We start from the raw sequence: 26191 nt of genomic DNA on the forward strand, positions 1-26191 counted from the left end.
GAATTAAGAGTTCATTTGAAATTTTTCTTTGTAAATAAACTTACCAAAATCTATTAGGCTTTTTATTGGAGCAATGTCTAATACATCAAAACTTGTATTGACAGATTTTTCTATAAAGATGTCTGTCTTTTCGAAAGATGGAGACGTATCATCCATCCAAAATTTGATGGTTAATAATAATTGCATCCAAGCAGATTCTTTTAAACTTTTTTGTTGAAGTTTATCAATTTGCTCTTGTTTAGTTTCGATAAGCTCTATACCTAATTCTGAAATGTAGTGCGTAAAATGCGATTTTAAATCTTTTAAAACCACATAGTTTTTAAGCTTGTTTTTATGCTGATTAAGTGCATAAACCACATAGCTTCTGTTAGCTGTTAGGTTTTCGAAAAAAGTAAAGTAAAAACTTAATAGTTTATTTCGAGGTTCGAAATTTTGGTAATCTTCGCTAGCATGTAATGCAGTGATTGTATTTTGGTAAAAGGCTTTAAAAATACCTTTTTCTATAGCTTCAAAGTTTCCGAAATGTTCGTAAAACTTAGCTTCTTCAAAATTATTTTCTTTCGCGAAAGCGTAAACAGATTTAGGTTGCTCGTTATGTTCTAGCACATAATCCATGTAAAATGAAATGATGTTACTAGCGGTGATGTTTTTCTTTTTTGCCATTACTGTGAAATTTAATAGCATAAAGATATAAAATGTTTAACTTATTTTAGGAATAGTTAAACAAAATTTAACAAGACTTTGTATTATGATTTTTTTGTTTTGAAAGATTTATGGAGGATTACTGCAGAAACTGCACCTAAAATATGAGCAAAAATATATAAGGATACATGTGATAGATGTCCTGTAAATAGAGCAGGAGCGATGGTTCGGACAGGATTCATAGAGGCTTTTGTCATTGGTCCAGCAAACATAGCTTCTAATAAAATAACACCACCAACTGCGATACCAGCCATAGTCCCAACTTCTTTGCTTCCTGTTGAGATATGGATGATTACTGTCATTAATATAAAGGTGAGAATAAACTCTAAAATTGCAGCCTTATAATCAGGAAAACCACTTGCTGGAATACTTTCTCCCAAAGTTTTACTATCTGGAAATAGAAACCACAGTAAAGCAATTGCAACAATTGCTCCAATTAGTTGAAATAAAAAATACTTAGGAACTTCTTTCCAAGAAAACTTTTTTGCAACCGCAAACCCAATGGAAACTGCAGGGTTAAAATGCGCACCAGACGTTGCTCCAAATGCATAAATCATTGCCATTACAATTAATCCCCAAACGGAAGCCACACCAACGTGAGATATGCTACCATTGGTAATTTCGTCAATTGTCATTGCACCACAACCACAAAAAATCATTCCAAAAGTACCAATAGTTTCTGCTATATATTTTTTCATTTAATTTATTTTTTGAAAAACATATTTCATTTCAGTAGCAATTTGATTGGAACGTTCTAAATATTTTTCGTCTTGCAAATCGGTATTGTCAAATAATTTTGGGTCTTCGTAAGTGATTGGTATGCGTTTTTCGGCACCAGAAATAAACGGACAGCCTTGATCTGCACTAGAACAAGTCATAATTGCAGCAAAGTTTGATTTTGGATTAAACTTATGGTCGTAAGTTTTAGAAAACCCAATAATGGGATGCGAATTGTCATCAAATTTTATGCTGTAAATTGGATTGTTACCTTCGGAAAGTTTTATGATATCAAATCCAGTTTTTTCTAAAGTTTCAGCAATTTTTGGAAACATAGCTGTAGCTTCAGTTCCTCCAGAAAAACACGTTACGTTTTCAATATTGAAAAAATGAGCTATTGTTTGAGCCCAAATTTGTGATAAATGGCTGCGTCTAGAGTTATGAGTACAGATAAAATTGAGATTTATAGCTTGATTTTTATCTTTTTTGAATTGAATGTATTCAACCAAAGGGTTTAAAACATCTAGACGTTTCTTGCTAATTGAAGAAACGTCTAATGTTTTAATATAGTCGTTAAGGCTTGTTTTCATTTTAATTAAATTAACAGCAACCAGAACCTGGTGCACAACATGCTTCTTCTTGTTTTGGTAATTGCTCTTCTGGGATACCGCATTTGTCTTTGGCTAAACAATTGGTATGTGTAGATGTTAATAAAAATTGACCGTCTTTATAGTCTAAACCAAATTTTTGAATGCTTTGCTCTCCTTGATATTCAACTTCAATGTCAAGATCTTTTAGGTTGAAAATATCTTCTGATAATTCGATAATATGAATTAATTTTTCAGGATGAAGTCTGTGATCGTAATCATTAGCATTCCACAATTGAAAATTCACCTTTTTTTCTTGTTTTACGGTTCCGCCACAATCAATAAAATGTTTTGTGGTTTTACCAACTTCGGTAACATGAAAATGGTTTGGTACTAAACTACCATCGGGTAAAACAAACGCAATAGTGTCTAGGTTTTTTAAATGATTTTTAATTTCTGATAATGTCATAATATATGTTTTAACAACAAGAGTTAGTGTTAGTTTTTGTGTTTAAAAAAGAGTTTAAAGCGTCTTTCATTTTAGACCAATTGTCTTGATTTATGCAATAACAAACGCTAGTGCCTTCAATAGTTCCTTGGATTAAGCCTAAGTTTTTTAATTCTTTTAAATGTTGAGAAATTGTGGGTTGTGCTAAGCCAATTTCTTCTACCAAATCACCACAAACACAAGCATTAATTTTAAATAAATGTTGAATTATTGCAACACGAGCAGGATGACCAAACGCTTTAAAGTACAAGGCTAATTGGTTTTGGTCTTCGGTAAACATTTCGGCTTTAATTAATCCCATAATTATATTTGTATATTTGTTTATAGCAATATTACGATTAATAAAATTTTCAGCCAAGAAAATTTCATCTTTTTTAAGTTTTTGTTAACAATTAAAGACTAATCTATACGTAATTTTATGCTTCTAAAACTTAAAACCAAAACCAAATGAAAAAGTTAATTACACTTTTAATGGTATTTGCAGTTACTTTTACTGTAAATGCGCAAATTGAAACACCACAACCTAGTCCTTCACAAAAAATGGAACAAAAGGTTGGTTTAACAGATGTTACTGTAGAATATTCTAGACCATCTATGAAAGGTCGTACTATTTTTGGAGATTTAGTTCCTTACGGTAAACTTTGGCGTACAGGAGCAAACCAAAATACGATGGTTACATTTAGTACAGATGTTATGGTAGGAGAGTCTACTTTAAAAGCAGGATCTTATGCTATCTTTTCTAAGCCTAATAAGGATAACTGGGAAGTAATTTTTTATAGTGATACAAATAATTGGGGAACACCACAAAAGTGGGATGATAGCAAAGTAGCGGCAAAAGTAAATGCAAAAGTTTATGATATACCAATGGATATTGAAACTTTTACTGTGTCTTTTGATGATTTAACAAATGATTCTGCTGTATTAGGAATTATGTGGGAAAAAACTTACGTAGCTGTAAAGTTTGAAGTACCTACAGATAAAGCAGTAACAGCTGCTATTAATAATGTAATGAATGGACCATCTGCAGATGATTATTATGCAGCTGCACGTTACTATTTAGAATCAGGTAAAGACATTAACAAAGCTGTTGTTTGGATGGATAAAGCTATTGAAATGACTAAAGAGAACCCAAGATTTTGGTGGTTACGTCAACAATCATTAATTAAAGCAAAAGCTGGTGATAAAAAAGGAGCAATTAAAGCTGCAAAAGCAAGTTTAGAAGGTGCTGAAAAAGCTGGTAACGCAGATTATATCAAAATGAATAAAGACTCTTTAAAAGAATGGGGAGCAATGTAAATTAGATCTTTAGATATCTAGATTTTGAGATAAAAAGCGCAATCGTTATGATTGCGCTTTTTTTATTTTATGTAGTAGAATTAACTATTTCTATTTTTATTTAACTCGTCTTGTAATTGACGTCTCACTTTTTGTTCACGTTCTAAAGCGTTACGTCTATGTTCTTCAAACTCTTCTTCAACTTCTGTTAATTTAGATTTTGCTTCTCGGGTTACGCTATTACTATTTTTAAATTTAAAAATAAAGAAAAGTAAAAAGGCTAAAAGAACAGCTATAATACTCCACATTAATCCATTGTATCCGCTTTTGCTCATTTGTATGCCAAATAAAGACATACTATCTTTTTCTTCTTTAGTAGATTTTAAGTTTGTTTTAGTAGAGGATAAGCTACTTTTTAAACGTTCTATTTCTTCATTTTGATTTTTAACTGTGTTTTGCGTAGTTACTAACTCGTTTTTTACAGCTTTTAACGAGTCTAATGTATGAGATTTAAGTTTAGATAACCAGTTGCTTTTAATGACTTCATAGTTTTGACCTCTTTCATCTCTCCAACTATTAGATTTTTGAATAACGTATTCAAATTGACTATCTAAGGTACCAGAATCTAATGATAACTCATCTTCGTTATTTTCTGTTTGAGAAAATGAAGAAAAAGTGACTAAAAAAAGTAATAAGAATAAAATAGGGAAACTTTTGATTTTTAACATCTTAAGATTTGTTTTTTAAGTTTTATGTTTTTTTAAAAATATAAAATGCACTCTTTGCGGTTTAAAGATAGCAAAAAGCCCCACAATTGTGAGGCTTTATATATACGTTTTTAAAAAGTGTTTTGGATTTTAATAGTAAGTAAAACGTCTTACTTTAGCTATATATTTTGCTAATCTTATTACTTGGTGACTGTAACCATATTCGTTATCATACCACACATATAAAATTGCATTTTTACCATCTTTTCTTACAATAGTTGCTTTGCTATCATAAATAGAAGGCGCAGAGCTACCAACAATATCGCTAGAAACAAGCTCGTCACTCATTTCATATTTAATTTGTTCTACTAAATCGCCTTCTAAAGCATACTTTTTAAGGGTTGCGTTTATTCCTTCTACAGATGTTTTAGTTTCTAATTCTAAGTTTAAAATGGCTAAAGACCCGTTTGGTACTGGTACACGAATAGCGTTAGATGTTAATTTACCATCAAAACTAGGTAATGCTTTAGAAACTGCTTGTCCTGCACCAGTTTCGGTAATAACCATGTTTAAAGCTGCAGCACGACCACGACGGTATTTTTTATGAAAATTATCTACCAAGTTTTGATCGTTAGTGTATGCGTGAATAGTCTCTAAATGTCCGCTTTTTACACCATAAGTATCTTCCATAGCTTTTAAAACAGGCGTAATAGCATTTGTTGTACAAGACGCAGCAGAGAAAATATCAATTTTATCAGGATCATTTTCTAAATGGTTAACACCGTAAACAATGTTAGGAATACCTTTACCTGGCGCTGTTAATAATACTTTGTCTGCACCTTTAGAGTTTTTAAGTCTTAATAAAGCTTCTTTATCTCTAAAAGCACCAGTATTATCAATAATTAGAGCATTGTTAATACCGTATTTAGTATAATCTATATCTTCTGGTTGATTGGCTGTAATAATTTTTACAGTTGTACCATTGATAATTAAAGCTTCGTTTTTTAAATCTGTATTTACTGTCCCAGGAAAATCACCGTGAACAGAATCATTACGTAAAAGAGATGCGCGTTTTTCTAAAACAGTTTCATCTAATTGACCACGAGTTACAATAGCACGAAGACGTAATTGGCTACCTTTACCTGTTCTAGTCATTAGTTCTCTGGCTAATAAACGACCAATACGACCAAAACCGTATAAAACTACATCTTTAGGCGTAACGTTTTCCTTCATTTTGGCATCTTTTAATTTTTCTGCCACAAAAGACATTGCGTTACTGTATTTTTTCTCTTCTAAATGATACTCGTAAGTTAATTTACCAATATCTAATTTAGAAGCTGGTATATCAAGAGTCTTGATTGCTTGAGCAATTTCAACAGAATCAAAAATTGAAATTGGTTTTTGAACAAATTCGCCAGCATATTCATGAAGGTTTAAAATTTCAGAAACATTTCTGTCGATTAATTGGTTTCTAAATAATACTAGCTCTATGGATTTGTCGTACCATAAATCGCTAACAATTTTAATAAATTCAACAGTTGCTCTTCGTCGGTCTGCCTGAAACGCTAATTCGTTTTCGTAAGTTTCGTTAATAGACATTTTGTGTTTTAGTTTGTTGTGTTGATATAAGTTTAAATAGACTGTTTTTATTAAAATAACAGTCCGTTATAATTTTTGGCAAAAGTATAGATTTCAAACGTTTTCGTAAAACAAAAAATGATAAAAAAATAAAAGCACTTCATTTTTATGATGAAGTGCTTTTAAAACAAGATAAAATCGAATTAAATATCTTAAAAGTTTGGAAGTCCGTATTTAACTTTTTCTCCTTTTGAATTTATTAATTCAATACTTACAGGATCAAATTGACTTCTGTTTTCAATAACCTTTTTTACATCATCAACAGAGTTTACTTTAATGTTGTTTATAGATGTTATTATATTTCCTTCTACAATGCCTTCATTAGATAAATAGTTTTGATATCTACCATTAAGTCTAGAAATTTTAACTCCATTTTCAGCTTTAAATTTCTTTAAATCTTTAGAGTCGGCATTTTTAACTTCTCCAATTACTGGTAAAATGTATCTATTGTTTTTAAGAAGCTTAACTTCTTTTTCAATGATATCGTTATCTCTTAAAATTTTAACGTGAATTATATCGTTAGGTCGTTTTGAATTAAGGTAACCTCTTAAATCAGATTCTTTAGAAATTTTTAATCCATCAATTTCCTTTATAATATCACCAACTTTTAAACCAGCGTTTTCTGCTCCTGAGTCTTCTTCAACTTCTTCAATATAAACACCTTCTGTTTCATTAACGCCTAACTTTTCTGAGGTAAAAGTGCCTAGGTTTCTCGGTACAATACCAATCAATCCTCTTTGTACATTACCATATTCCATAATGTCTTGCACTACTTTTTTAGCAATATTACTTGGCACAGCAAAAGAATACCCTATATAAGAACCTGTTTGAGAGCTAATAGCGGTATTAATTCCAATTAAATCTCCTTTGGTGTTTACTAAAGCGCCACCAGAATTCCCTGGGTTAACTGCTGCATCGGTTTGTATAAAAGATTGTATATTTTTTCCACTTAAATCTCTAGATTTTGCACTGATTATTCCTGCAGTTACTGTAGATGTTAAATTGAATGGATTACCGATTGCTAAAACCCATTCGCCAATTTTAGCAGTATCGCTATCTCCAAAAGTAACGTACGGTAAATCTTCTTCAGTTTCAACTTTTAATAGAGCAATATCTGTATTTGGATCGGTACCAACTATTGTAGCTTCTAGTGTTTGGTTATCGTTTAAAGTAACGCTTAACTGTTCAGAATCTTCAATAACATGATTGTTGGTAATGATGTATCCGTCTGGCGAAATAATTACGCCACTACCAGTTCCTAACTGTCTACGTTGTGGTACACGACCATAAAATAGGTCTTGTAACGTTGGTTGAGCAGTGGTGATAGCTACGTTTTTAACGTGTACAACTGCGTGTACAGTTTTTTCGGCAGCGTTAGTAAAATCAATATTTTCGGCAGCAGCAAGAGCTGTCTTTGTGGTATTTAAATTGGTTGGTAAAAAACTTGGCTGTTCTATGGTAGCCTGTTGTGCAATTTGTGGTTTTTCTTTTTCAAGAAAGGTTTTATAAGTTCCTAGAGTAATTGCGCCTCCTAATACAGAAACAAAAACCAAAGTAATCAACTTCTTCATGTGCATTTAGTTTAGGTTTATTAGAATTAACGATTAAAATTAATTAAATATTGAGTGTCTATTTCAACTTTAACGACTATTTAACAGCACAATTATGCTATATTTGTCATTCAATTTTTTAACCGTTAATGACTTTAACATTTTATAAATATCAAGGTACAGGCAACGATTTTGTTATCATTGATAATAGACAAAAAATATTTGACAAAAATGATACCAAAAGCGTTAAGTTTTTATGCGACAGACGTTTTGGCATCGGCGCAGATGGTTTGATTTTATTAGAAAATCATCCGGAAGCAGATTTTAAAATGGTTTATTATAATGCAGATGGAAACGAAAGTACTATGTGTGGTAACGGCGGACGTTGTATTGTCGCTTTCGCGGAATTTCTGGGCATTTTTAAAAACAAAACTACATTTTATGCAATAGATGGTTTACATCACGCAAAGATTGAAGATGGTTTAGTACATCTCCAAATGAAAGATGTTGATACTATTGAAAGTTTTACTACGCATCATTTTTTAGATACAGGATCGCCACATCATGTTCAGTTTGTTGATAATTTAAAGACGTTTAATGTGAAAGCAGAAGGCGAAAAGATTCGTTATGGAGCACCATACAATCAAGCTGGTAGTAATGTGAATTTTGTAGAAAAAATTAACGAAAATACCTTTGCTGTTCGAACTTATGAAAGAGGAGTAGAAGACGAAACTTTATCTTGTGGTACTGGTGTAACAGCAGTAGCAATTGCGATGTATGATTCAGGAGAAAGTACGTCAAAAACTATTAATCTAAACGTAGAAGGCGGACAATTAAAAGTATCTTTTGATAAAGTAGAAGATACTTATAAAAATGTGATGTTAATTGGTCCAGCAACTCAAGTTTTTAAAGGCGAAATAGAATGTTAACATTAAAAGGAGAACATATTTATTTACGTGCTTTAGAACCAGAGGATTTAGAGTTTATTCATCATATTGAAAATGATGAAACCATTTGGGAAATAAGCAACACCATTACACCATATTCTAAATATTTAATCAAGCAATATCTAGAAAATGCTTATAAAGATATTTATGAAGTCAAGCAATTGCGACTAGTAATTTGTAATTATGTAGATACTGCAATTGGCATGATTGATTTGTTTGATTTTGATATAAAAAACAAACGCGCAGGAATTGGTATATTGGTAAAATCTGAAACCGATAGACAAAAAGGATATGGTAAAGAAGCTTTAAAACTATTGATAAAATATAGTTTTAAACACTTAGATTTACATCAATTATATTGTAATATTTCTGAAGAGAATGCAGCAAGTTTAAACCTATTTAAAAACCAAGGATTTGAAGAAATCGGTTTAAAAAAAGACTGGAATTACCTTAACGGAAGCTATAAAAACGAATACTTACTTCAACTAATAAATACTAATGTACATTAAAAAAATACTCTTAGCAATAGCCTTAATTGGATTAGTTATAGCGGGTTATTTTGCCTATTTTGTATACAATGCAATGCTTAAGCCAAATACGGCATTTAATAATGAAACGGCATACATTTACGTGCCTACCAATGCAACTTATGCAGAAGTTAGAGAGCAATTAGAACCTTTGTTAAAAGACATTGATAGTTTTGATGCATTAGCGGTTCAAAAAAAATATACAACTAATATTAAAGCTGGACGATTTCCTGTAAAAAAAGGAATGAGTAATAATGATATTATCAATTCTATAAGAAGTAATAACTTACCAATAAAGCTGAGTTTTAATAACCAAGAACGTATAGAGGATTTAGCTGGTCGTATAGCGCAACAAATAGAGCCTGATAGTTTGTCGTTATTAAAAGCAATGACAGATTCTACATTTTTAAAAGAAAAAAACTTTACTAAGCAAACCGTGATGAATATGTATGTTCCCAATACTTATGAGTTTTTTTGGAATACATCACCAGAGTTATTTAGAGATAAAATGTTGGGTGAATATTATCGTTTTTGGAATGATTCACGACAAGCAAAACGAAAAGCATTAAAATTATCTGTAAACGAAGTAATGACCATTGCATCCATCGTTCAAAAAGAAACAGCTAAAGTAGACGAAAGACCACGAGTTGCAGGTGTTTATTTAAATAGAATAAGAAAAGGATGGCCTTTAGAAGCAGATCCAACTGTGATTTACGCTAAGAAACTTAAAGAAAACAATTTTGATCAAGTTATAAAACGTGTGCTTTACAAAGATTTAGAAATTGATTCAAAATACAATACTTATAAATATCCTGGTATTCCACCAGGACCAATCACAATGCCAGACGTTTCTGCTATAGATGCTGTTTTAAATGCAGAGCAACATGACTATATGTTTTTTGTAGCAGATGTTAAAAATTTTGGCTATCATAAATTTGCTAAGACATTAGCGCAACATAATGCTAATAAGAGATTGTACACACAATGGATTAGCAGTCAAGGTATAAATAGATAGGCTTGTTTAGATATTTAATTTTTATAATTTTTTGTGTTAGTTCTGTATTTAGTCAAACAGAACAAAGCTCTTTTTTTAAGCCAAGCGACACATTAAATGTAAAAAGAAGAAACGCTGTTATACTAACCGAAAGCACTTTAGGAGGAATTACACTTCTTGGGTTAAATCAATTATGGTACGCAGATTATGAACGTTCTAAATTTCATACCATAAATGATAATTCAGAATGGTTTCAAATGGATAAGTTAGGGCATACATTTACTGCTTATCATTTAGGAAGATTTGGAGCTCAAACATTAAATTGGGCAGGAGTAAGCAAGAAAAATCAGTTAATTTATGGCGGCTCACTAGGTTTTATGTTTTTAACTGGTGTTGAAGTTTTAGATGGATTTTCTGAAGAATGGGGATTTTCTTGGGGAGATTTTGCAGCAAACGCAGCTGGTTCAGGATTATTTATTGGACAAGAATTACTTTGGGAAGAGCAGCGCATTAGTTTAAAATACTCTTTTAATAGAACACGTTTTGCCTCTCAAAACCCAAATAAGTTGGGTAGTGGTATGTTAGAAGAACTTCTTAAAGATTATAATGGGCAAACGTATTGGTTAAGTGCTAATTTACATTCGTTTTTTAAAGAAAGTAAACTGCCTAAATGGTTAAATGTTGCTGTTGGTTACGGTGTTGATGGATTGTTGTATGGCGAATCTAATTTACAACAACTCAATTTTCCTAATCAAAAAAGAAGTAGGCAATTTTATCTAAGTCTTGATGTAGATTTAACTAAAATTGAAACTAAATCTGAATTTTTAAAGCAAATTTTTAACGTATTTAACGTAGTTAAAGTACCATTTCCTACATTAGAAATTAACGGTAATGGTAAGCTAGTTGGGCACTTTGTCTACTTTTAACACTTCTTAACATGTTGATTTTCAGTATTAAATAATTTATTGTATATTTGCACGCTGAAATTTTAATCGTATCTGCGTTTGTAGATTTGGTTATAAATCAAAAACAATGAAAACAAATATTGGAAAGTTATTATCGCTAGTACTTACAATATCAATTTTATTAGCAGTTGTATTTTACAACAATGATAACGACAATATCATCTTAAATGATGGGTCACAAACAATAGAAAGCACTGGTATTTCTCATGACATTGCTTTTTACGATGTAAAAGAACATTACACACTGCACTTAGGAAAATCTTTTGCAGGTTTTAAAGAGGCATTAGGTTTTAAAGAATCTCAAAACAACTATTTTAGAGTTAACAAATTTGGGTATTTAGGCAAATACCAATTTGGAAAAAGTACCTTAAAATTAATAGGTATTTATGATTCAAATATGTTTTTGAAAACTCCAGAATTACAAGAAAAAGCATTTATTGCTAATGCACAACGTAATAAATGGGTGTTACGAAGAGATATTAAAAGATTTGTTGGAAAAAAGATGAATGGTGTAGTAATTACAGAGTCCGGTATTCTTGCTGCTGCACATTTAGCAGGACCAGGAAGTGTAAAAAAATATCTAAGAAGTTATGGTCAAAATGGGTTTTCTGATGCATTTGGTACTTCTATAAGATATTACATGAAAAAGTTTTCTGGTTATGATACTTCATCTATCAAACCGTTAAAAAAAGTTAAAGTTAAGCATAGAAGAGCTTAACAATATTATTCCTTATGAATTATAAATAGTGTTGGTCTTTTATGTAGGTCAACACTATTTTTTTTCCATTGTGTTGCAGTTTGTGTTTTGATAAATTCTGTATCCAAAGTAATATCACAAGCAACACAAATTAAGCAATCATTACTTAATGTATTACAAAGATCTTCTAACATTTTATTGTTTCTATAAGGCGTTTCAATAAAAGATTGAGATTGATTATAGTCTTTGCTAATGCGTTCTAGTCTTTTTATTTCAGATTTTCTTTCATTTTTATCGATTGGTAAATAACCATTAAAAGCGAAAGATTGTCCGTTCATACCCGAAGCCATCATAGCGAGTAATATAGAAGAAGGACCAACTAACGGAATAACTTTTATATTATTTTGATGTGCTAATTTTACAATATCGGCACCAGGATCTGCAATACCTGGGCAACCAGCATCTGATAATAGACCAATTGTTTTTCCTTCTAAACAAGGTTTTATAAAATTAGGTAAATCTTCAGGTTGTGTATGTTTATTTAATTCGAAAAGCGTTAAACTAGGTTGCGATTTTTCAGGAGAAATACTTTTTATAAATTTTCTAGCTGCTTTTGAGTTTTCTACAATAAAAGTATCTAAACTATCAATGATAGATTTTACTTGTGTTGGTAATACATCAAAAGGATTGTTTTCTCCTAATGTATTCGGAATTAAATAGAGTTTTCCTTTATTCATAATCCTAAAAATAACAAATTATGATGATGTATTTATTCGTTTTGCGATAATTTCACAAGCATTATCTAGCATATTGTAAACATTTTCAAAACCTTTATCACCACCATAATAAGGATCAGGTACATCTAAGTTTTTATCAGGAAAACTTTCATTTAAAATTAGTTTTACTTTTTCTTTTTGCTGATTGTTTTCTGCTAAAGCAATAATATTTTGATAGTTTGAGTTATCCATTGCATAAATAATATCAAAGTCTTCAAAATCTTGTTTAGTAAATTTTCTTGCGCGTTGGTTAGTTATATTTAATCCATTTTGTCTAGCAACTGCTATAGACCTTGGATCTGGTTTATTACCAACATGATAAGCAGCTGTTCCAGCAGATTCAACTGTAAAATTAGAATCTAATTTTGATTTTAGAACAGCTTCAGCTAGAGGAGAACGACAAATGTTTCCTAAGCAAACCATTAAAATTTTAGTCATGGTAATTGTAAATTATACTGAAAGCTTTTTAGTTAAATCTTCTACGTATTTTCTAAACTGCTTGTCTGTAGAAGATAAGTTATCAACTGTTTTACAAGCGTGTAATACTGTAGCGTGATCGCGCTTTCCTATTTGAGAACCAATACTTGCTAAAGAGGCTTTAGTAAACTTTTTAGCAAAGAACATAGCTAATTGTCTAGCTTGTACAATATGACGTTTTCTTGTTTTAGATTGTAAAGTATCTACATCCATTTGGAAGTAATCTGATACAATTTTTTGTATATAATCTATTGATACTTCGCGTTTTGTATTCTTTACAAACTTTTCTACCACTTGTTTAGCTAACTCGATATTCACTTCTTTTTTATTGAAAGAAGATTGAGCAATTAAAGAGATTATTGCGCCTTCAAGTTCTCTAATATTGGTTTTTATATTTTTTGCGATATATTCTACAATATCGTCAGGCATTTCAACACCATCTCTGTATAATTTATTCTTTAAGATTGAAACTCTAGTTTCAAAATCTGGTGTTTGTAGCTCTGCAGATAATCCCCATTTAAAACGAGATAATAAACGTTGTTCAATATCTTGCATATCTACGGGCGCTTTGTCACTTGTTAAAATAACTTGCTTTCCGTTTTGATGCAAATGGTTAAATATATGGAAGAATACATCCTGCGTTCCCGATTTTCCTGATAAGAATTGTACATCATCAATGATTAACACATCTACCAATTGGTAAAAATGTATAAAATCATTTCTGTTATTTTTCTTTACTGAGTCTATATATTGTTGTGTAAATTTTTCAGCAGAAATATAAAGAACAGTTTTTTCTGGATATTTGTCTTTGATATCTACACCAATAGCGTGCGCTAGGTGAGTTTTTCCTAAACCAACTCCACCAAAAACTAATAGTGGATTAAAAGATGTACCACCTGGTTTAGCAGATACAGCTAATCCTGCACTTCTTGCTAAACGGTTAGAATCACCTTCTAAAAAGTTGTCAAAATTGTAATTAGGATTTAGTTGAGATTCAATCTTTACATTTCTAATTCCCGGTATTACAAAAGGGTTTTTTAATTCAGGATTTTTATTGTTTAACGGAACATCAACATCTTGAGATTTTACAGCGCTTCTATTTGTACTTGGAATTTTTTCTGTAAAAGGTTGTTTGTTACCATAAGTGTTTTCCATTTTAATAATGTAAACCAACTTTGCTGTAGCACCAAGCTCTTTAGTAAGTGCTACTTTTAACAATTTAACGTAATGTTCTTCAAGCCACTCATAGAAAAATTTACTAGGTACCTGAATACTTAAAGCATTATCTGTAAGCTTAACTGCAACTATAGGTTCAAACCATGTTTTGTATGCTTGAGGTTGGATATTATCTTTTATAAATTGTAGACAGTTATTCCAGACCGATTGCGCAGTTACACTCATAATACTATTAAACGTTGTTTTATTGTTAGTTAAAAAAAGACCTTAAGAGTTAGGGAAAAAGTCTTTAGATTTACAGCTGGACAAATATGTGAACAAAATTCTAAAAAAAAAAATCAAATGGTATTGAATTTTTAGTTTTTTTTTCTCATGTTAAACCAGATTTCTAAACTACAAAAAAATATTGATTAAATGGCAATAAAACCAGATGAAATTGAAATAAGAGTTAGATATGCAGAAACCGACCAAATGGGTGTTGTTCATCACGGTAATTACGCATTATATCTAGAAATGGCAAGAATTGAATGGCTTCGTAAGTTAGGAATTTCTTACAAAAGTATGGAAGAAGAAGGCATAGGTTTGCCTGTAGTTTCTTTATCAATAAATTTTAAAAAATCTGCGCTTTATGACGATGTTATTAAAGTAAAAACTCAACTTAAAAAACAACCTACTGCTTTGGTGCAATTTGAGTACGAATTAACCAATCAAAATGACGAATTATTATGTACTGCAGAAGTCGTTTTGGCATTTATGGATATGAAAACAAAAAGACCAACACGTCCGCCAAAATATTTTTTAGAAGCATTAGAGAGTTAATCTTTTAATTCTTTAATATTCACTTCGTAAATACTTTCAAAAATTGAAGCTATTGTATTAGCTTCTTTTTTTCTTACAGAAATAGTAATTTGGCAATCCAGCTCTAATTTTTGATTAGTAATATTTAGATTTTTCTCTTTAATAACACGCATGACTTTGTTCATGTTTTTATAATCAAACGTGATTAAAAAGTCTATATTTATGGTTTTGGTTACAATTTCACAAGCTTCTAAAGCCATTTGTGCTGTGGTTTTATAAGCATTTATTAAACCGCCAACACCTAATTTTACACCTCCAAAATAACGCACAATCACTATCAAAACATTAGTAACTTCAAAAGATTGAATTTGACCATAAATTGGCATTCCAGCACTATTATTAGGTTCTCCATCATCATTAGCACGGTATAATAAATCAGGCTCTTCAAATCCGATTTGATAAGCGTAACACCAATGTCTGGCGCTATGATGCTGTTTTTTTAGATCTTCGATGTGCGCTTTAACTTCATCTTCATTTTTTACAGGAAATGCATACCCAAAAAACTTAGAGTTTTTGTCTTTAAAAAGTACTTCGTCATTAGGTTTTACAATGGTTTTGTAAGTGTCGTTTTCCATAAATTAAGCTAAAGTCACTAATATAATAGATATAATTGCAATGGCAATTCCTGTCCAGTTTTTTGTAGATAATTTCTCTTTAAAAAATAACAATCCTACTAAGGTTGAAAGCATTACAATAGCTACATTATTAACAGTGAAAATAGTCGAACTTTCAAAATTTTCGGCATCTAAAGCCTTTAATAACATGTAAATAGAGTAGTAGTTTACTATACCTAAAATAAATCCAGAAAGGATCGCTTTTTTATCAAAAGTGAATTGTTTTTGTATCGCTTTCGCGGAAATAAAGCCAACACCAATTAATCCAGCCATCATAAATATACATGCCGAAAATATTGGGATATCGCCATCAGGAATAAAATTAGTTTCGATATATTTTATGGATGTATCAATAACGCCAGATCCAAAAAATAACAATAACGGAAGCCAAAGTCCTTTTAATGCAAAACCAGTTTCAGTGCGTTTTTTAACCGACGCTAAATATACAGCAACCAATGCTAATAAGATACCTATTGCTTTTTGTAAACCTAAACTTTCATTATAAGCAAAAAGTCCAAATATTATGGGAATGATTACGCTCATTTTACTGGCAACAGACGCAACTGAAATTCCGTTACGCTGTGCAGTTAAAGCCATGACATTAAAAATTGAAATAAATAAAACACCTAAACCAATTGCGCCCAAAAACCATTTAGATTGTATAATGTCCTGAGTATGTATTGGCTGACTGTAACTAATAACACCAAAACTAAACGCAGTAAAGTAGTTAAAAACAATAGTTTGCAGCGTATTTGTTTTATACTTTCCTACTAAAGTAAAAATGATAAATATTAATGTTGAAGCTAATATGCTAAGCAGTAAATACATTAAAACAACTCCTTTTTAATTGTAAAAATATCAACAATATCTTCGGTAGCTGGATTGTTATTCCAAACATTAATTCCTAATTGTTCTGCAGTTTGTGTATTTTCTAAAGTGTCATCAATAAAAAGACATTCTTCTGCTTTCAAATTGTTTTCAGTCAATACAAAATTGAAAATATCTGCATTGGGTTTTCTTAAATTAATTTCGTGAGACAGATAAAATTGGTCAAAGCAATTTTTAAAGTCTTCATAAAACGATACATTCTTTTTAATGTAATCTATATGAAGCTCGTTAGTGTTACTTAACAATATTAATTGATGATTGTTGTCTTTTGCTAATTGTTTGATAAATTGTAGTCTATGTTCTGGGAAATCACTTAAAATGAAATTCCATATAGATTTTAATTCGTCTTTAGATAATTTAGGGAAGTTATCTGCGTAAAATTCTAAAAATTCATCTGTAGATATTAAACCTTGCTCATACAAAGCGTTTACAGATTGAAGTTCTTCATCTAAACTGTCAATTTCAAATTTTTCTAAAGCTAATTTTAAAGCGCCTTCTTTATCTAAATTGATAAATACGTCTCCAAAATCAAATATGATGGTTTTAATCATTTATTAATTGTTTTCGTTTTTGTAAATAGAAAACATGTCTTCTAAAATATGAGACGTTTCAATACATTGCCCATTAAATTTTGGTGCTTTTACACCAGATTTAAATGTTGTTTTTCCTTTAAAAACTCGAGCTTCGTCCCAAAGATTTTCATCAATAAACAGTTGTAATGTTCTTGCGCCACCTTCAATAATTACTGAGTTTATTTCAGCTTTAAATAATTGGTCACAAATAGCTTTTGCAGTTGTCGCTTTTAGAGTCAAGGTTTCAGCTTCATCATTAAAAACTGAAAAAGTTTTATCAAAACTTTCGTTTTTATCTAATACAATTCGTGTTGGATTTTTGCCAGTCCAATCTCGTACGGTTAACGTAGGATTGTCTTGTAAAACTGTATTTGTACCAACCAAAATAGCTTGTTCTTCGGCGCGCCATTTGTGTACTAACTGTCTAGAAAATGTGTTTGTAATCCAAACTGGAGCTTGTTTATCTCTTTGGTTTGGAGCGATAAAACCGTCTTCGGTTTCTGCCCATTTTAAAATAATATAAGGTCGTTTTTTATTATGAAATGTAAAAAAACGCTTGTGATGCGCTTTGCAATCTTCTTCACAAATGCCAACTCTAACTTTGCAACCAGCTTCCATTAATTTTTTAATGCCTTTTCCTGCAACTTCAGGATTATCATCTACACAACCAATAACAACATTTGGGATTTTGTGACGAATAATTAAATCGCTACAAGGTGGCGTTTTTCCGTAATGGCTGCAAGGTTCTAAGGTTACATAAAGTGTTGCTTTTTGCAGCAAATTTTTATCGGCTACTTTATTTATAGCATTTACTTCGGCGTGATTACCGCCATAAGCGCTTGTAAAACCTTCGGCAATAATTTTTTCATCAACCACAATAACACAACCAACCATTGGATTTGGACGTGTTGTTCCTAATCCATTTTTGGCAATTTGTAAAGCGCGTTGTATGTATAATTGATCGTTCAAATTATAGTTTGATTTTTACATTATCAATAACATCTACATGGTATTTATGCGAAAATCCCATAATTTTATAATCAATATCACCAACGTATTGTACTTTCATGTTTTTAGTTAATAAGCTACCTAAAAGACTGCTTAAATTTTTATCACTAAATAAACTGTCAGTTGGAATTTTTGCGCGTAACGGAATGGTAAATTTATCTTTTTTAGGCACTTCAAAACTTTCGGTAGTAACAGAAGAGATTTCGTTGTTATTAATAATTATTTTAAGATCATCGGTTTTTAAAGTGCCGCCAATATCATTAGGATTTAAAAATTCTGCTTCCGCTTTAAGCGTAATAAACTTAGAATTAGAATCTTCGACTTCAATAGTATTTACGCCAATAAATTCTGGTGTTTCGTTAACTGTGCAGTTAAAAAAACAAGCCAATATTGTTAATAAGAATAACGCTTTCTTCATTGCTCTGTGATTAGGTTTGTTGTATCTTCAACCTCTAAAAATTTGTGTAAAAATAGCATTTTAAAGTGAGTAATTCGATTATTGAAATAAGAGAAATCCAATCAGAAGATAATAAGCAAATGGAAGCTGTAATTCGCGAAGTTTTTATAGAGTACAACTTGCCTTTAGTTGGTACAGCTTACGCAGATGCCGAAACGCCAAAAATGTTTGAGTCTTACTCAGGCGATAGAGAAGTGTATTTTGTGGTAACTGTAGATGGAAAAGTTGAAGGTGGCGGCGGATTAAAACCACTTAACAATGCACAAAACGAAGTTTGCGAAATTCAAAAAATGTATTTTTCTAATCGCTTGCGCGGAAAAGGTTATGGCAAAAAACTATTTTTAAAATGCCTAGAAACTGCTAAATCTTATGGATTTAAAAACGCGTATTTAGAAACTATTCCAGAACTTAAAGAAGCTATACATATTTATGAAACGAATGGTTTTAAATTTTTAGATGGACCTTTAGGTGATACCGGTCATTTTAATTGTGGCGTGTGGATGTTGAAAGATTTATAATGGTTTTAGTTTAATGAAGTTAAAAGATTTAAAACAAAAATTTCACGAGCATTTAGATGCGATTTACGGTAAAGAAGAAGTGCAAAATTTTTTCTTTATGCTTACAGAATACTACAATGCTATTAAACGTATAGATTTAGCTTTAAACACAGAGTTGACTATTGAAGATGACTTTGTTTTAAAGTACGAAAGTGCTTTAGAAGCCTTAAAAAATCATGAGCCAATACAATACATTATTGGACAAACTGAATTTTATGGTTTGCCATTTTATGTAAATGAAAACACATTAATTCCAAGACCAGAAACTGAAGAGTTGGTTGAATTGATTTTATCAAATACCACTGCTAAAAGTATTCCTATGCTTGAAGAAGGTGATAATAAATTTAATATTTTAGACATTGGTACAGGAACAGGTTGTATAGCTATTAGTTTGGCAAAACAATTACCAAATGCTAATGTGTCTGCGATAGATTTTTCTGCGAAAGCGTTAGAAATTGCAAATAAAAACGCAGAATTAAACCAAGTAGACATTAATTTTATTGAAAATGATATATTAAAAATCTGCGATTCTGAACTTGATTCAGCAACCAAATTTGATATCATCGTTTCCAATCCGCCATACGTTAGACAATTAGAAAAGCAGCAAATGCAAGACAATGTGCTTAACCACGAGCCACATTTAGCATTGTTTGTTGAAGATGATAATCCATTAATATTTTATAGAGCCATTACACAATTTGCGACTAAAAATTTAAAACCAAATGGCGAATTGTATTTTGAAATAAATGAATATCTTGGAAAAGAAATGATGGCGCTTTTAGAAAAATTTGGCTTTAAAAACATTCAGTTAAAGCAAGATCTTTTTGGAAAGGATAGAATGATTTGCGGTATGCTAAAATAAAGAACAAGTGACAAACAAATGAATATAGAACAACAAATAACCCAACTACGTGACGAGCTTCGTCAGCATAACTATAATTATTACGTACTTGATAATCCAACGATTAGCGATTATGAGTTTGATGTAAAACTTAAAGAATTACAAGCGTTAGAAAAAGCGCATCCAGAGTTTTACGACGCAAATTCTCCAACCTTACGTGTTGGTGGCGAAGTGACTAAAAACTTTAATACTGTTGTACATGCACACAGAATGTATAGTTTGGATAATTCGTATTCTTTAGACGATTTAAAAGATTGGGAAACTAGAATTAAAAAGTTGGTAGATGGTGATGTGCAATACACTTGCGAGCTTAAATACGATGGCGCATCTATAAATTTAACTTACAAAAATGGAGCTTTAGTGCAAGCTGTTACACGTGGCGATGGTGTACAAGGTGATGATGTAACAGCAAATGTAAAGACTATAAATTCAGTACCATTACAATTAAAACCACCATTTCCTGAACAATTCGAAATTAGAGGTGAAATTGTGCTTCCGTTTGATGGATTTAATAAAATGAATGAAGAACGCATTGCAAATGGAGAAGAACCATATAGAAATCCGCGTAACACAGCATCTGGAAGTTTAAAACTACAAGATAGCGCAGAAGTTGCAAAACGTCCGTTAGACTGTTTATTATATGGTTTGGTTGGTAGTAATTTCAATTTTACAACACAATTTGAAAGCTTAGAACGCGCCAGACAAATGGGTTTTAAAGCGCCAAAAGAATCAAAACTATGCAATACAATAGATGAAGTTTTTGAATTTATAAACCATTGGGATCACGCCAGACACGATTTACCTTACGAGACCGATGGAGTAGTTGTAAAAGTTAATAGTTTATACCAACAAGAAGAGTTAGGTTTTACCGCCAAAGCGCCACGTTGGGCGATGGCGTATAAGTTTAAAGCCGAGCAGGTAAGTACTGTTTTAAACGAAATTACTTATCAAGTTGGGCGTACTGGCGCCATTACACCTGTTGCTAATTTAGAGCCAGTCGAATTGGCAGGAACCATTGTAAAACGTGCCTCTTTGCACAATGCAGATCAAATTGAAAAACTAGATATTAGAGTAGGAGATACGGTTTATGTAGAAAAAGGAGGCGAAATTATTCCTAAAATTATTGCGGTTAATTTAGAAGAACGACCAGCTAGTTCTAAGCCAACAGAATACATTACTAATTGTCCAGAATGTAATACACCTTTAGAACGTATTGAAGGCGAAGCAAAGCATTACTGTCCAAATTATAATGGCTGTAAACCACAGATTATTGGAAGAATTCAGCATTATATTTCAAGAAAAGCAATGGATATTGAAGGTTTAGGTGGCGAAACCGTTGCGCTTTTAGTTAATGCTGGATTGATCAATAACTTTGCAGATTTATATGAATTAACTAAAGAAGAAATTCTTCCGTTAGAGCGAATGGCAGAAAAAAGTGCCGATAATTTAATTGCAGGTATTGAGGCTTCAAAACAAATCCCGTTTGAGCGTGTTTTGTTTGCAATCGGTATTCGTTTTGTAGGCGAAACTGTTGCTAAAAAACTGGCAAAACATTACAAATCTATTGAAGGGTTACAAAATGCAAGTATTGAAGAATTAGTGAATGTTGATGAAATTGGAACCAAAATAGCAGAAAGTGTAGTCGACTTCTTTTTAAATGAAGAAAATCAGCAAATCATTAATCGATTGAAAAGTTATGGAGTTCAATTGGAAATTTCAGCAGAAAAGCTAGCTAATCAAACCAATAAATTAGAAGGAAATATCTTTGTCGTTTCAGGTGTCTTTTATCAAGTGTCAAGAACAGAACTAAAAAAATTAATTGAAGATAATGGCGGAAAAGTGTCTTCTTCAATTTCATCTAAAACAAATTATGTTGTTGCAGGTGATAAAATGGGGCCAAGCAAAAAGGAAAAAGCCGAAAAGCTTGGTGTAGAGATTATTAGCGAAGAAGCCTTTTTACAGATGTTAAATTAGAAAGAAATTACTTGCATTATAGCTTGTTGTGGTTAAAACCGTAATTTTATTGAATTTTATGTAAAAAATAATTTTTATTGATAATTGTTTATTTTTTTAACAAAAAATAATATTTATATAAAAATTTGACACCTTTTAATAGTATTTTAATATCGAATGAATTAATAATTAAACTTAAAAACATCGATTAAAAACACTTTTATTTGGTTTAAATGTATTTTGGTGTATATTTGCTGTCCCAATCTACATTTAATGAAGTTAAGCAAATACAAAACCATATCATTGGTGCTTGTTACTTTGGTTGTGTTAACAATCTTTGGTAATTTATTTCAGATAAAAATTCTGTCAGAAATTGCTTGGATTTTAATTTTACCTACACTTCTAGTTTTTTACTCTGTTTATCAAGGTAAAAAAGATATATTATTTATTATCTTTTTGGTTGGTTTTGCACTCTCAGAGATATTAAAACTGTGGTTTATAACTTCAGAAATGCTTTATTATTATGCATCCTACATTTGTATAATGGTAGCTTATTCTAGTTTAATAATTTTCTTCTTAAAAGGCATAAAATTTAAAAAACTATTAAAGAATTTTAAACTTCATCTAATCATACTATTAGTCTTCAACTTGTATATTTTGTATACTTTAAATGAAATGATTTTACAAGATGAAACTGTTGAAGTTTTTACCTTTATTTTCTTTATTGAAGTAGTTTATAACGTGCTAATTTTATTAATGCTTTCAATTTCATTATTATATTATTTACATAATGAAAGCAAGCAAGCTTTGTTGTTGTTTTTAGCTTGTGTTTGTATTGTTTTTTCTGAAATGATACAAGTAGCCTACGTATTTATAACCGCAGAAATATTTTTAAGAATTGGTTATTTACTTCTTATGGCGATAGGTTTTGGTTTTATCTATTTTTACACTTTGTTAGAGGTGAAAAAAAGAAGACTTATTAGACGATAATTGAAGTTCCGTTAGCAGATTTAGTTTTGTCCGCATCAAAATAGAAATCAATTTTACCTAAGTTTATTCCATAACAGCCTACTTGATTTACTAAAACATTTTTACCTTCTAAATTTTGTGCTACTGTTGGCTTTGGTAAAAACGTATGTGTATGACCACCAATAATTAAATCTATGTCTTTTGTAGCTTTAGCAAGGTTTAAATCGCTTATTTTCTCTGGGAATTTGCTGTAGTAATAGCCTAAATGAGATAAACAAATGACTAAATCGCATTGTTCTTGTTGTTTTAAAATGCGTGTCATTTCTTGAGACGTTTCAATAGGATCTTTGTATACGGTTTCTTTGTACATTTTTGGGTCTACTAAACCTTCTAGTTTAATACCTAACCCAAAAACACCAATTTTAATTCCGTCTTTAATAAACACTTGGTATGGTTTAACATGAGTATCCATTACTGTGTTTGAAAAATCATAATTAGCACTTAAAAACTGAAAGTTGGCATGTGGTAACTGTGCATAAAGTCCGTCAATACCATTGTCAAAATCATGATTTCCAATAGTTGCAGCATCATATTTAAGCTTACTCATAAGTTTAAATTCTAATTCACCGCCATAATAGTTAAAATACGGTGTACCTTGAAAAATATCACCAGCATCAAGTAGTAAGGTGTTAGGGTTTTCTTTTCTAATATTTTCGATTAAAGTAGCACGTCTTGCAACTCCACCTTGATTAGCATTACGGGCATCATCAGGACCAAAAGGATCTATATGACTATGTACGTCATTAGTATGTAAAATGGTGATTTTTTTAGTAGAATCTCCTGCAGCAAACGAAGAAAATCCGTATCCTCCAATAGTAGCTAATGCTGTTGCTGCTGTGGCTTGTTGTATAAAATCTCTACGTTTCATGTTTATTTTATTTGAGTAAATCTATCGTCTATTGTTGGGTTTATAGTATCTACTTTTTTAAAGTAGTCTATCATTGCGTTTCTAATTTTGTAATCTAAAGTATAGACTGTATCATTAGTTTTGAAAAAAGTCATATTGTCGCCACCATTGTATAAATAATCATTAGTAGCAACATAGTAAGTTTTATTTTCATCTATGTTTTGGTCGTTTATAAGAGCCTCACTAACATTGTAATTTTTGTCAAGTGTTAGTTTGAGTCCTTCAATAGGATGCGCTTTTTTCGCTCTGCTTAAATAAAAAACTAAACTATCCATTTGTTGTCCTTTTAAAGCAACAACAACTATACTATTTTCAAAAGGCATTACCTGAAAAGCTGTTTCTGTAGTAATATTTCCTTTGTTAATAGCAGCTCTAATTCCACCATGATTTAATAAAACCATGTCAATATTTTTACCGGTTCTTTGGTTAAAAATAGGATTGCCTTCTTCTAAAACAATATGAGCCATTAAATTACCTATTGCAGTATTGAAATCTCCATCTTTTTTGTGGTAAGTTTTTGGTGCGTAAGACAACACTTTACTCATGTCTTTTTCTAGGTTGTCTCTAAAAGGTTTTATAAACTCGTCAATCTCTGTATCTAAAGCAATACTGTCTGATATAGGGATTTGTTTACCTTCAATTTTGTTTAAATGATACTCTTGTTTGCAAGAGAAGAACAAGCAAAAAAGAGCTAAGAGAACAAAGGATTTATTTTGCATAATAAAGTTGAAAAATTTCAAGTTAAATTCATGATACAATTACTACATTTGCATCAAAGCAATAAAGATAAATGATTTTAAAAGGTTTAAAAGAAAAAACTAATAAAAACTACATTGATAAATGTGTTAAAAATCGAGTGACGATTTCTAACAATAACAAAATCAAAACAGTAGGCGTTATTGTAGATGATTCTGAATTTTTAGACCTTAATTGGATTAATAAATTGCAAGATGTTTTAGAGGTGAAAACCGAAAATTTTCAAATTATTGCCTTAACTAATCAAAAATCTAAAACCGAAAGTATTTATCAAAATACATTTTCTAGAAAAGATTTAGGTTGGAAAGGAAATGTAAAAACCGAAACTTTAAAATTATTTCTTAATAAAAAAAATGACTTGTTAATTAGTTATTATACTTCAGATAAACTTCCTTTAATTTTTGCTACTGCAACAAGTGAAGCAAAGTTTAAAGTAGGTATTCTAGAAGAATCAAATACTAACGATTTAGTCATTAAAACAGATATAAAAGACACGTCAACTTTTGAAAAAGAGTTGGTTAAATATTTACGAATATTAAATAAATTATAGTTATGAATAACCCTTTTTTAGGAACAGGAATTGCAATTGTGACACCATATAACCAAGATGGATTGGTAGATCATGAAGCATTAAAAAAGATTGTAAATTTTAACGTAGAAAACGGTACAAATTACATAGTAATTAGTGGTACAACAGGAGAAAGCGTTACAATTACCAAACAAGAAAAAAAGGAGATTATAAAAACTATAAAAGAAGCTAACGCTAACAGATTACCATTAGTTTTAGGTATTGGAGGAAATAACACTGCTGCAGTAATTGAAGAAATTAATGCAACAGATTTATCTGATTTTGCAGGTATTTTATCTGTGTCTCCATATTACTCAAAGCCTACGCAAGAAGGCATGTATCAACATTTTAAGGCTATTGCAGAAGCTTGCCCAGTACCAATTATCTTATATAACGTACCTGGACGAACAGCAAAAAACATGGAGCCAAAAACAGTTTTGAGATTGGCTAATGATTTTGAAAACATAGTAGCAGTAAAAGAAGCAGGTAACAACCTTCAGCAGTATTATGAATTATTAAGAGATAAACCAGAAGATTTCTCTGTAATTTCAGGAGATGACGATTTAGCTTTAGGTGTAGTTTTGGCTGGAGGAGCAGGAGTAATCTCTGTTATTGGTCAAGCATTTCCAAAAGAATTTTCAAAAATGATTCAATTAGGATTAGAAGGAAAAGCTAAGGAGTCTTTTGAAATTCATTTTAAGTTAATGGAAATTATAAATTTAATTTTCTCTGAAAACAATCCAGCAGGTATCAAAGCAGTTTTAAAAACTCTAGACTTATGTTCTGATAAAGTAAGATTACCTTTGGTTGAAGCGTCTTCAGAATTAACAGAAAAGATAGAAAGTTTTGTTTCAGCATTTTATAAAAGTTAAATAATGCT

At 30.9% G+C, this 26191-nt stretch carries 31 protein-coding genes; 13 read left to right on the top strand and 18 right to left on the bottom strand.

Features of this window, described 5'->3' with window-relative positions:
• Nucleotides 1–3: 3 nt before the first annotated feature.
• The 5 genes from WA327_RS09230 to WA327_RS09250 all read right to left on the bottom strand — a co-directional run bounded on the left by WA327_RS09230 (nucleotide 4) and on the right by WA327_RS09250 (nucleotide 2815).
• Nucleotides 4–663, bottom strand: a complete 660-nt coding sequence (locus WA327_RS09230; protein ID WP_336068947.1) for a TetR family transcriptional regulator C-terminal domain-containing protein — start codon at nucleotides 661–663, stop codon at nucleotides 4–6.
• Between the two features lie 83 nt (nucleotides 664–746).
• Complete coding sequence (locus WA327_RS09235; protein ID WP_336068950.1) at nucleotides 747–1400, bottom strand: aquaporin; 654 nt, start codon at nucleotides 1398–1400, stop codon at nucleotides 747–749.
• Nucleotides 1401–2009 carry a protein-tyrosine-phosphatase gene (locus WA327_RS09240; protein WP_336068953.1) on the bottom strand — a complete coding sequence of 203 codons (609 nt, stop codon included), beginning with the start codon at nucleotides 2007–2009 and terminating at the stop codon, nucleotides 1401–1403.
• A gap of 10 nt (nucleotides 2010–2019) precedes the next feature.
• A complete protein-coding gene (locus tag WA327_RS09245) occupies nucleotides 2020–2475 on the bottom strand; it encodes a DUF6428 family protein (protein ID WP_336068955.1) in 456 nt (151 codons plus the stop codon).
• A gap of 10 nt (nucleotides 2476–2485) precedes the next feature.
• Entirely contained in the window at nucleotides 2486–2815 is a 330-nt protein-coding gene (locus WA327_RS09250; protein WP_336068957.1) for a metalloregulator ArsR/SmtB family transcription factor, read from the bottom strand.
• A gap of 146 nt (nucleotides 2816–2961) precedes the next feature.
• Here WA327_RS09250 and WA327_RS09255 point away from each other — a divergent pair, with 146 nt between their 5' ends.
• Nucleotides 2962–3810 carry a DUF2911 domain-containing protein gene (locus WA327_RS09255; protein ID WP_336068959.1) on the top strand — a complete coding sequence of 283 codons (849 nt, stop codon included), beginning with the start codon at nucleotides 2962–2964 and terminating at the stop codon, nucleotides 3808–3810.
• 80 nt (nucleotides 3811–3890) lie between these two features.
• On the opposite strand, the gene WA327_RS09260 is transcribed toward WA327_RS09255, so the two are convergent.
• The 3 genes from WA327_RS09260 to WA327_RS09270 form a co-directional block, all read right to left on the bottom strand.
• Nucleotides 3891–4517, bottom strand: coding sequence for a hypothetical protein (locus WA327_RS09260; protein WP_027878726.1), 627 nt, complete (start codon nucleotides 4515–4517; stop codon nucleotides 3891–3893).
• A 129-nt stretch (nucleotides 4518–4646) separates the two neighbouring features.
• Entirely contained in the window at nucleotides 4647–6095 is a 1449-nt protein-coding gene (locus WA327_RS09265) for a glyceraldehyde-3-phosphate dehydrogenase (protein WP_336068964.1), read from the bottom strand.
• Between the two features lie 191 nt (nucleotides 6096–6286).
• Complete coding sequence (locus WA327_RS09270; RefSeq protein WP_336068966.1) at nucleotides 6287–7705, bottom strand: trypsin-like peptidase domain-containing protein; 1419 nt, start codon at nucleotides 7703–7705, stop codon at nucleotides 6287–6289.
• A gap of 128 nt (nucleotides 7706–7833) precedes the next feature.
• On the opposite strand from WA327_RS09270, the gene dapF reads away from it, so the two are divergent.
• From dapF to WA327_RS09295, 5 genes are all read left to right on the top strand, one after another.
• Entirely contained in the window at nucleotides 7834–8613 is a 780-nt protein-coding gene (gene dapF, locus WA327_RS09275) for a diaminopimelate epimerase (protein ID WP_336068967.1), read from the top strand.
• Nucleotides 8607–9140: a GNAT family protein gene (locus WA327_RS09280; RefSeq protein ID WP_336068969.1), complete on the top strand. Its 534-nt coding sequence runs from the start codon at nucleotides 8607–8609 to the stop codon at nucleotides 9138–9140. The genes dapF and WA327_RS09280 overlap by 7 nt, the downstream gene beginning before the upstream one ends.
• The gene (gene mltG / locus WA327_RS09285) at nucleotides 9130–10173 is read left to right on the top strand and encodes an endolytic transglycosylase MltG (RefSeq protein WP_336068972.1); all 1044 of its coding nucleotides are present in this window, start codon (nucleotides 9130–9132) and stop codon (nucleotides 10171–10173) included. Before WA327_RS09280 ends, mltG begins: the two co-directional genes overlap by 11 nt.
• Nucleotides 10170–11078 carry a DUF2279 domain-containing protein gene (locus tag WA327_RS09290; protein WP_336069843.1) on the top strand — a complete coding sequence of 303 codons (909 nt, stop codon included), beginning with the start codon at nucleotides 10170–10172 and terminating at the stop codon, nucleotides 11076–11078. The genes mltG and WA327_RS09290 overlap by 4 nt, the downstream gene beginning before the upstream one ends.
• 106 nt (nucleotides 11079–11184) lie before the next feature.
• The gene (locus tag WA327_RS09295) at nucleotides 11185–11835 is read left to right on the top strand and encodes a peptidoglycan-binding protein LysM (protein ID WP_336068974.1); all 651 of its coding nucleotides are present in this window, start codon (nucleotides 11185–11187) and stop codon (nucleotides 11833–11835) included.
• A gap of 5 nt (nucleotides 11836–11840) precedes the next feature.
• Here WA327_RS09295 and WA327_RS09300 read toward each other — a convergent pair whose 3' ends face one another.
• Genes WA327_RS09300 through dnaA form a run of 3 tightly spaced genes read right to left on the bottom strand, consistent with a single transcriptional unit; the run spans nucleotide 11841 to nucleotide 14468 of the window.
• On the bottom strand, nucleotides 11841–12551 hold the full coding sequence (locus tag WA327_RS09300) for an SAM-dependent methyltransferase (protein ID WP_336068977.1): 711 nt from the start codon (nucleotides 12549–12551) through the stop codon (nucleotides 11841–11843).
• Between the two features lie 18 nt (nucleotides 12552–12569).
• Nucleotides 12570–13028: a low molecular weight protein-tyrosine-phosphatase gene (locus WA327_RS09305; RefSeq protein ID WP_336068980.1), complete on the bottom strand. Its 459-nt coding sequence runs from the start codon at nucleotides 13026–13028 to the stop codon at nucleotides 12570–12572.
• Nucleotides 13029–13040: 12 nt separating this feature from the next.
• Nucleotides 13041–14468, bottom strand: a complete 1428-nt coding sequence (dnaA, locus tag WA327_RS09310; protein WP_336068983.1) for a chromosomal replication initiator protein DnaA — start codon at nucleotides 14466–14468, stop codon at nucleotides 13041–13043.
• Nucleotides 14469–14657: 189 nt separating this feature from the next.
• On the opposite strand from dnaA, the gene WA327_RS09315 reads away from it, so the two are divergent.
• Nucleotides 14658–15062: a thioesterase family protein gene (locus WA327_RS09315; protein ID WP_336068986.1), complete on the top strand. Its 405-nt coding sequence runs from the start codon at nucleotides 14658–14660 to the stop codon at nucleotides 15060–15062.
• Here the strand turns inward: WA327_RS09315 and WA327_RS09320 are convergent.
• From WA327_RS09320 to WA327_RS09340, 5 genes are read right to left on the bottom strand one after another with little or no spacing between them, the layout of a single operon-like run.
• Nucleotides 15059–15676 carry a YigZ family protein gene (locus WA327_RS09320; protein ID WP_336068990.1) on the bottom strand — a complete coding sequence of 206 codons (618 nt, stop codon included), beginning with the start codon at nucleotides 15674–15676 and terminating at the stop codon, nucleotides 15059–15061. The two genes, WA327_RS09315 and WA327_RS09320, sit on opposite strands and share 4 nt — an antisense overlap.
• A gap of 3 nt (nucleotides 15677–15679) precedes the next feature.
• A complete protein-coding gene (locus WA327_RS09325) occupies nucleotides 15680–16543 on the bottom strand; it encodes an EamA family transporter (RefSeq protein ID WP_336068993.1) in 864 nt (287 codons plus the stop codon).
• Nucleotides 16543–17154, bottom strand: a complete 612-nt coding sequence (locus WA327_RS09330) for an HAD-IA family hydrolase (RefSeq protein WP_336068996.1) — start codon at nucleotides 17152–17154, stop codon at nucleotides 16543–16545. The genes WA327_RS09325 and WA327_RS09330 overlap by 1 nt, the downstream gene beginning before the upstream one ends.
• 3 nt (nucleotides 17155–17157) lie before the next feature.
• Nucleotides 17158–18144, bottom strand: coding sequence for a bifunctional diaminohydroxyphosphoribosylaminopyrimidine deaminase/5-amino-6-(5-phosphoribosylamino)uracil reductase RibD (ribD, locus tag WA327_RS09335; protein ID WP_336068998.1), 987 nt, complete (start codon nucleotides 18142–18144; stop codon nucleotides 17158–17160).
• Nucleotide 18145: 1 nt separating this feature from the next.
• Nucleotides 18146–18601, bottom strand: coding sequence for a hypothetical protein (locus WA327_RS09340; protein ID WP_336069001.1), 456 nt, complete (start codon nucleotides 18599–18601; stop codon nucleotides 18146–18148).
• 65 nt (nucleotides 18602–18666) lie between these two features.
• Here WA327_RS09340 and WA327_RS09345 point away from each other — a divergent pair, with 65 nt between their 5' ends.
• The 4 genes from WA327_RS09345 (at nucleotide 18667) to WA327_RS09360 (ending at nucleotide 23041) form a co-directional block, all read left to right on the top strand.
• On the top strand, nucleotides 18667–19158 hold the full coding sequence (locus tag WA327_RS09345) for a GNAT family N-acetyltransferase (RefSeq protein ID WP_336069004.1): 492 nt from the start codon (nucleotides 18667–18669) through the stop codon (nucleotides 19156–19158).
• A 13-nt stretch (nucleotides 19159–19171) separates the two neighbouring features.
• Nucleotides 19172–20059 carry a peptide chain release factor N(5)-glutamine methyltransferase gene (gene prmC / locus WA327_RS09350; protein ID WP_336069006.1) on the top strand — a complete coding sequence of 296 codons (888 nt, stop codon included), beginning with the start codon at nucleotides 19172–19174 and terminating at the stop codon, nucleotides 20057–20059.
• Nucleotides 20060–20077: 18 nt separating this feature from the next.
• A complete protein-coding gene (gene ligA, locus WA327_RS09355; RefSeq protein ID WP_336069009.1) occupies nucleotides 20078–22072 on the top strand; it encodes an NAD-dependent DNA ligase LigA in 1995 nt (664 codons plus the stop codon).
• 252 nt (nucleotides 22073–22324) lie between these two features.
• On the top strand, nucleotides 22325–23041 hold the full coding sequence (locus WA327_RS09360; protein WP_336069012.1) for a hypothetical protein: 717 nt from the start codon (nucleotides 22325–22327) through the stop codon (nucleotides 23039–23041).
• Here the strand turns inward: WA327_RS09360 and WA327_RS09365 are convergent.
• Nucleotides 23031–23948 (bottom strand): metallophosphatase, encoded by a 918-nt coding sequence (locus WA327_RS09365; protein WP_336069015.1) that lies wholly within the window; start codon nucleotides 23946–23948, stop codon nucleotides 23031–23033. The two genes, WA327_RS09360 and WA327_RS09365, sit on opposite strands and share 11 nt — an antisense overlap.
• A gap of 2 nt (nucleotides 23949–23950) precedes the next feature.
• Complete coding sequence (locus WA327_RS09370) at nucleotides 23951–24706, bottom strand: 5'-nucleotidase C-terminal domain-containing protein (protein WP_336069018.1); 756 nt, start codon at nucleotides 24704–24706, stop codon at nucleotides 23951–23953.
• 71 nt (nucleotides 24707–24777) lie between these two features.
• Here WA327_RS09370 and WA327_RS09375 point away from each other — a divergent pair, with 71 nt between their 5' ends.
• Both WA327_RS09375 and dapA read left to right on the top strand, forming a co-directional pair.
• On the top strand, nucleotides 24778–25293 hold the full coding sequence (locus tag WA327_RS09375) for a DUF6913 domain-containing protein (RefSeq protein ID WP_336069020.1): 516 nt from the start codon (nucleotides 24778–24780) through the stop codon (nucleotides 25291–25293).
• Between the two features lie 2 nt (nucleotides 25294–25295).
• Nucleotides 25296–26183, top strand: coding sequence for a 4-hydroxy-tetrahydrodipicolinate synthase (gene dapA, locus WA327_RS09380; RefSeq protein ID WP_336069022.1), 888 nt, complete (start codon nucleotides 25296–25298; stop codon nucleotides 26181–26183).
• The last annotated feature ends 8 nt before the right edge of the window (nucleotides 26184–26191 follow it).

Source organism: Mesoflavibacter sp. CH_XMU1404-2, from assembly GCF_037029465.1.
In the GTDB taxonomy this organism is placed as follows: Bacteria; Bacteroidota; Bacteroidia; order Flavobacteriales; family Flavobacteriaceae; genus Mesoflavibacter.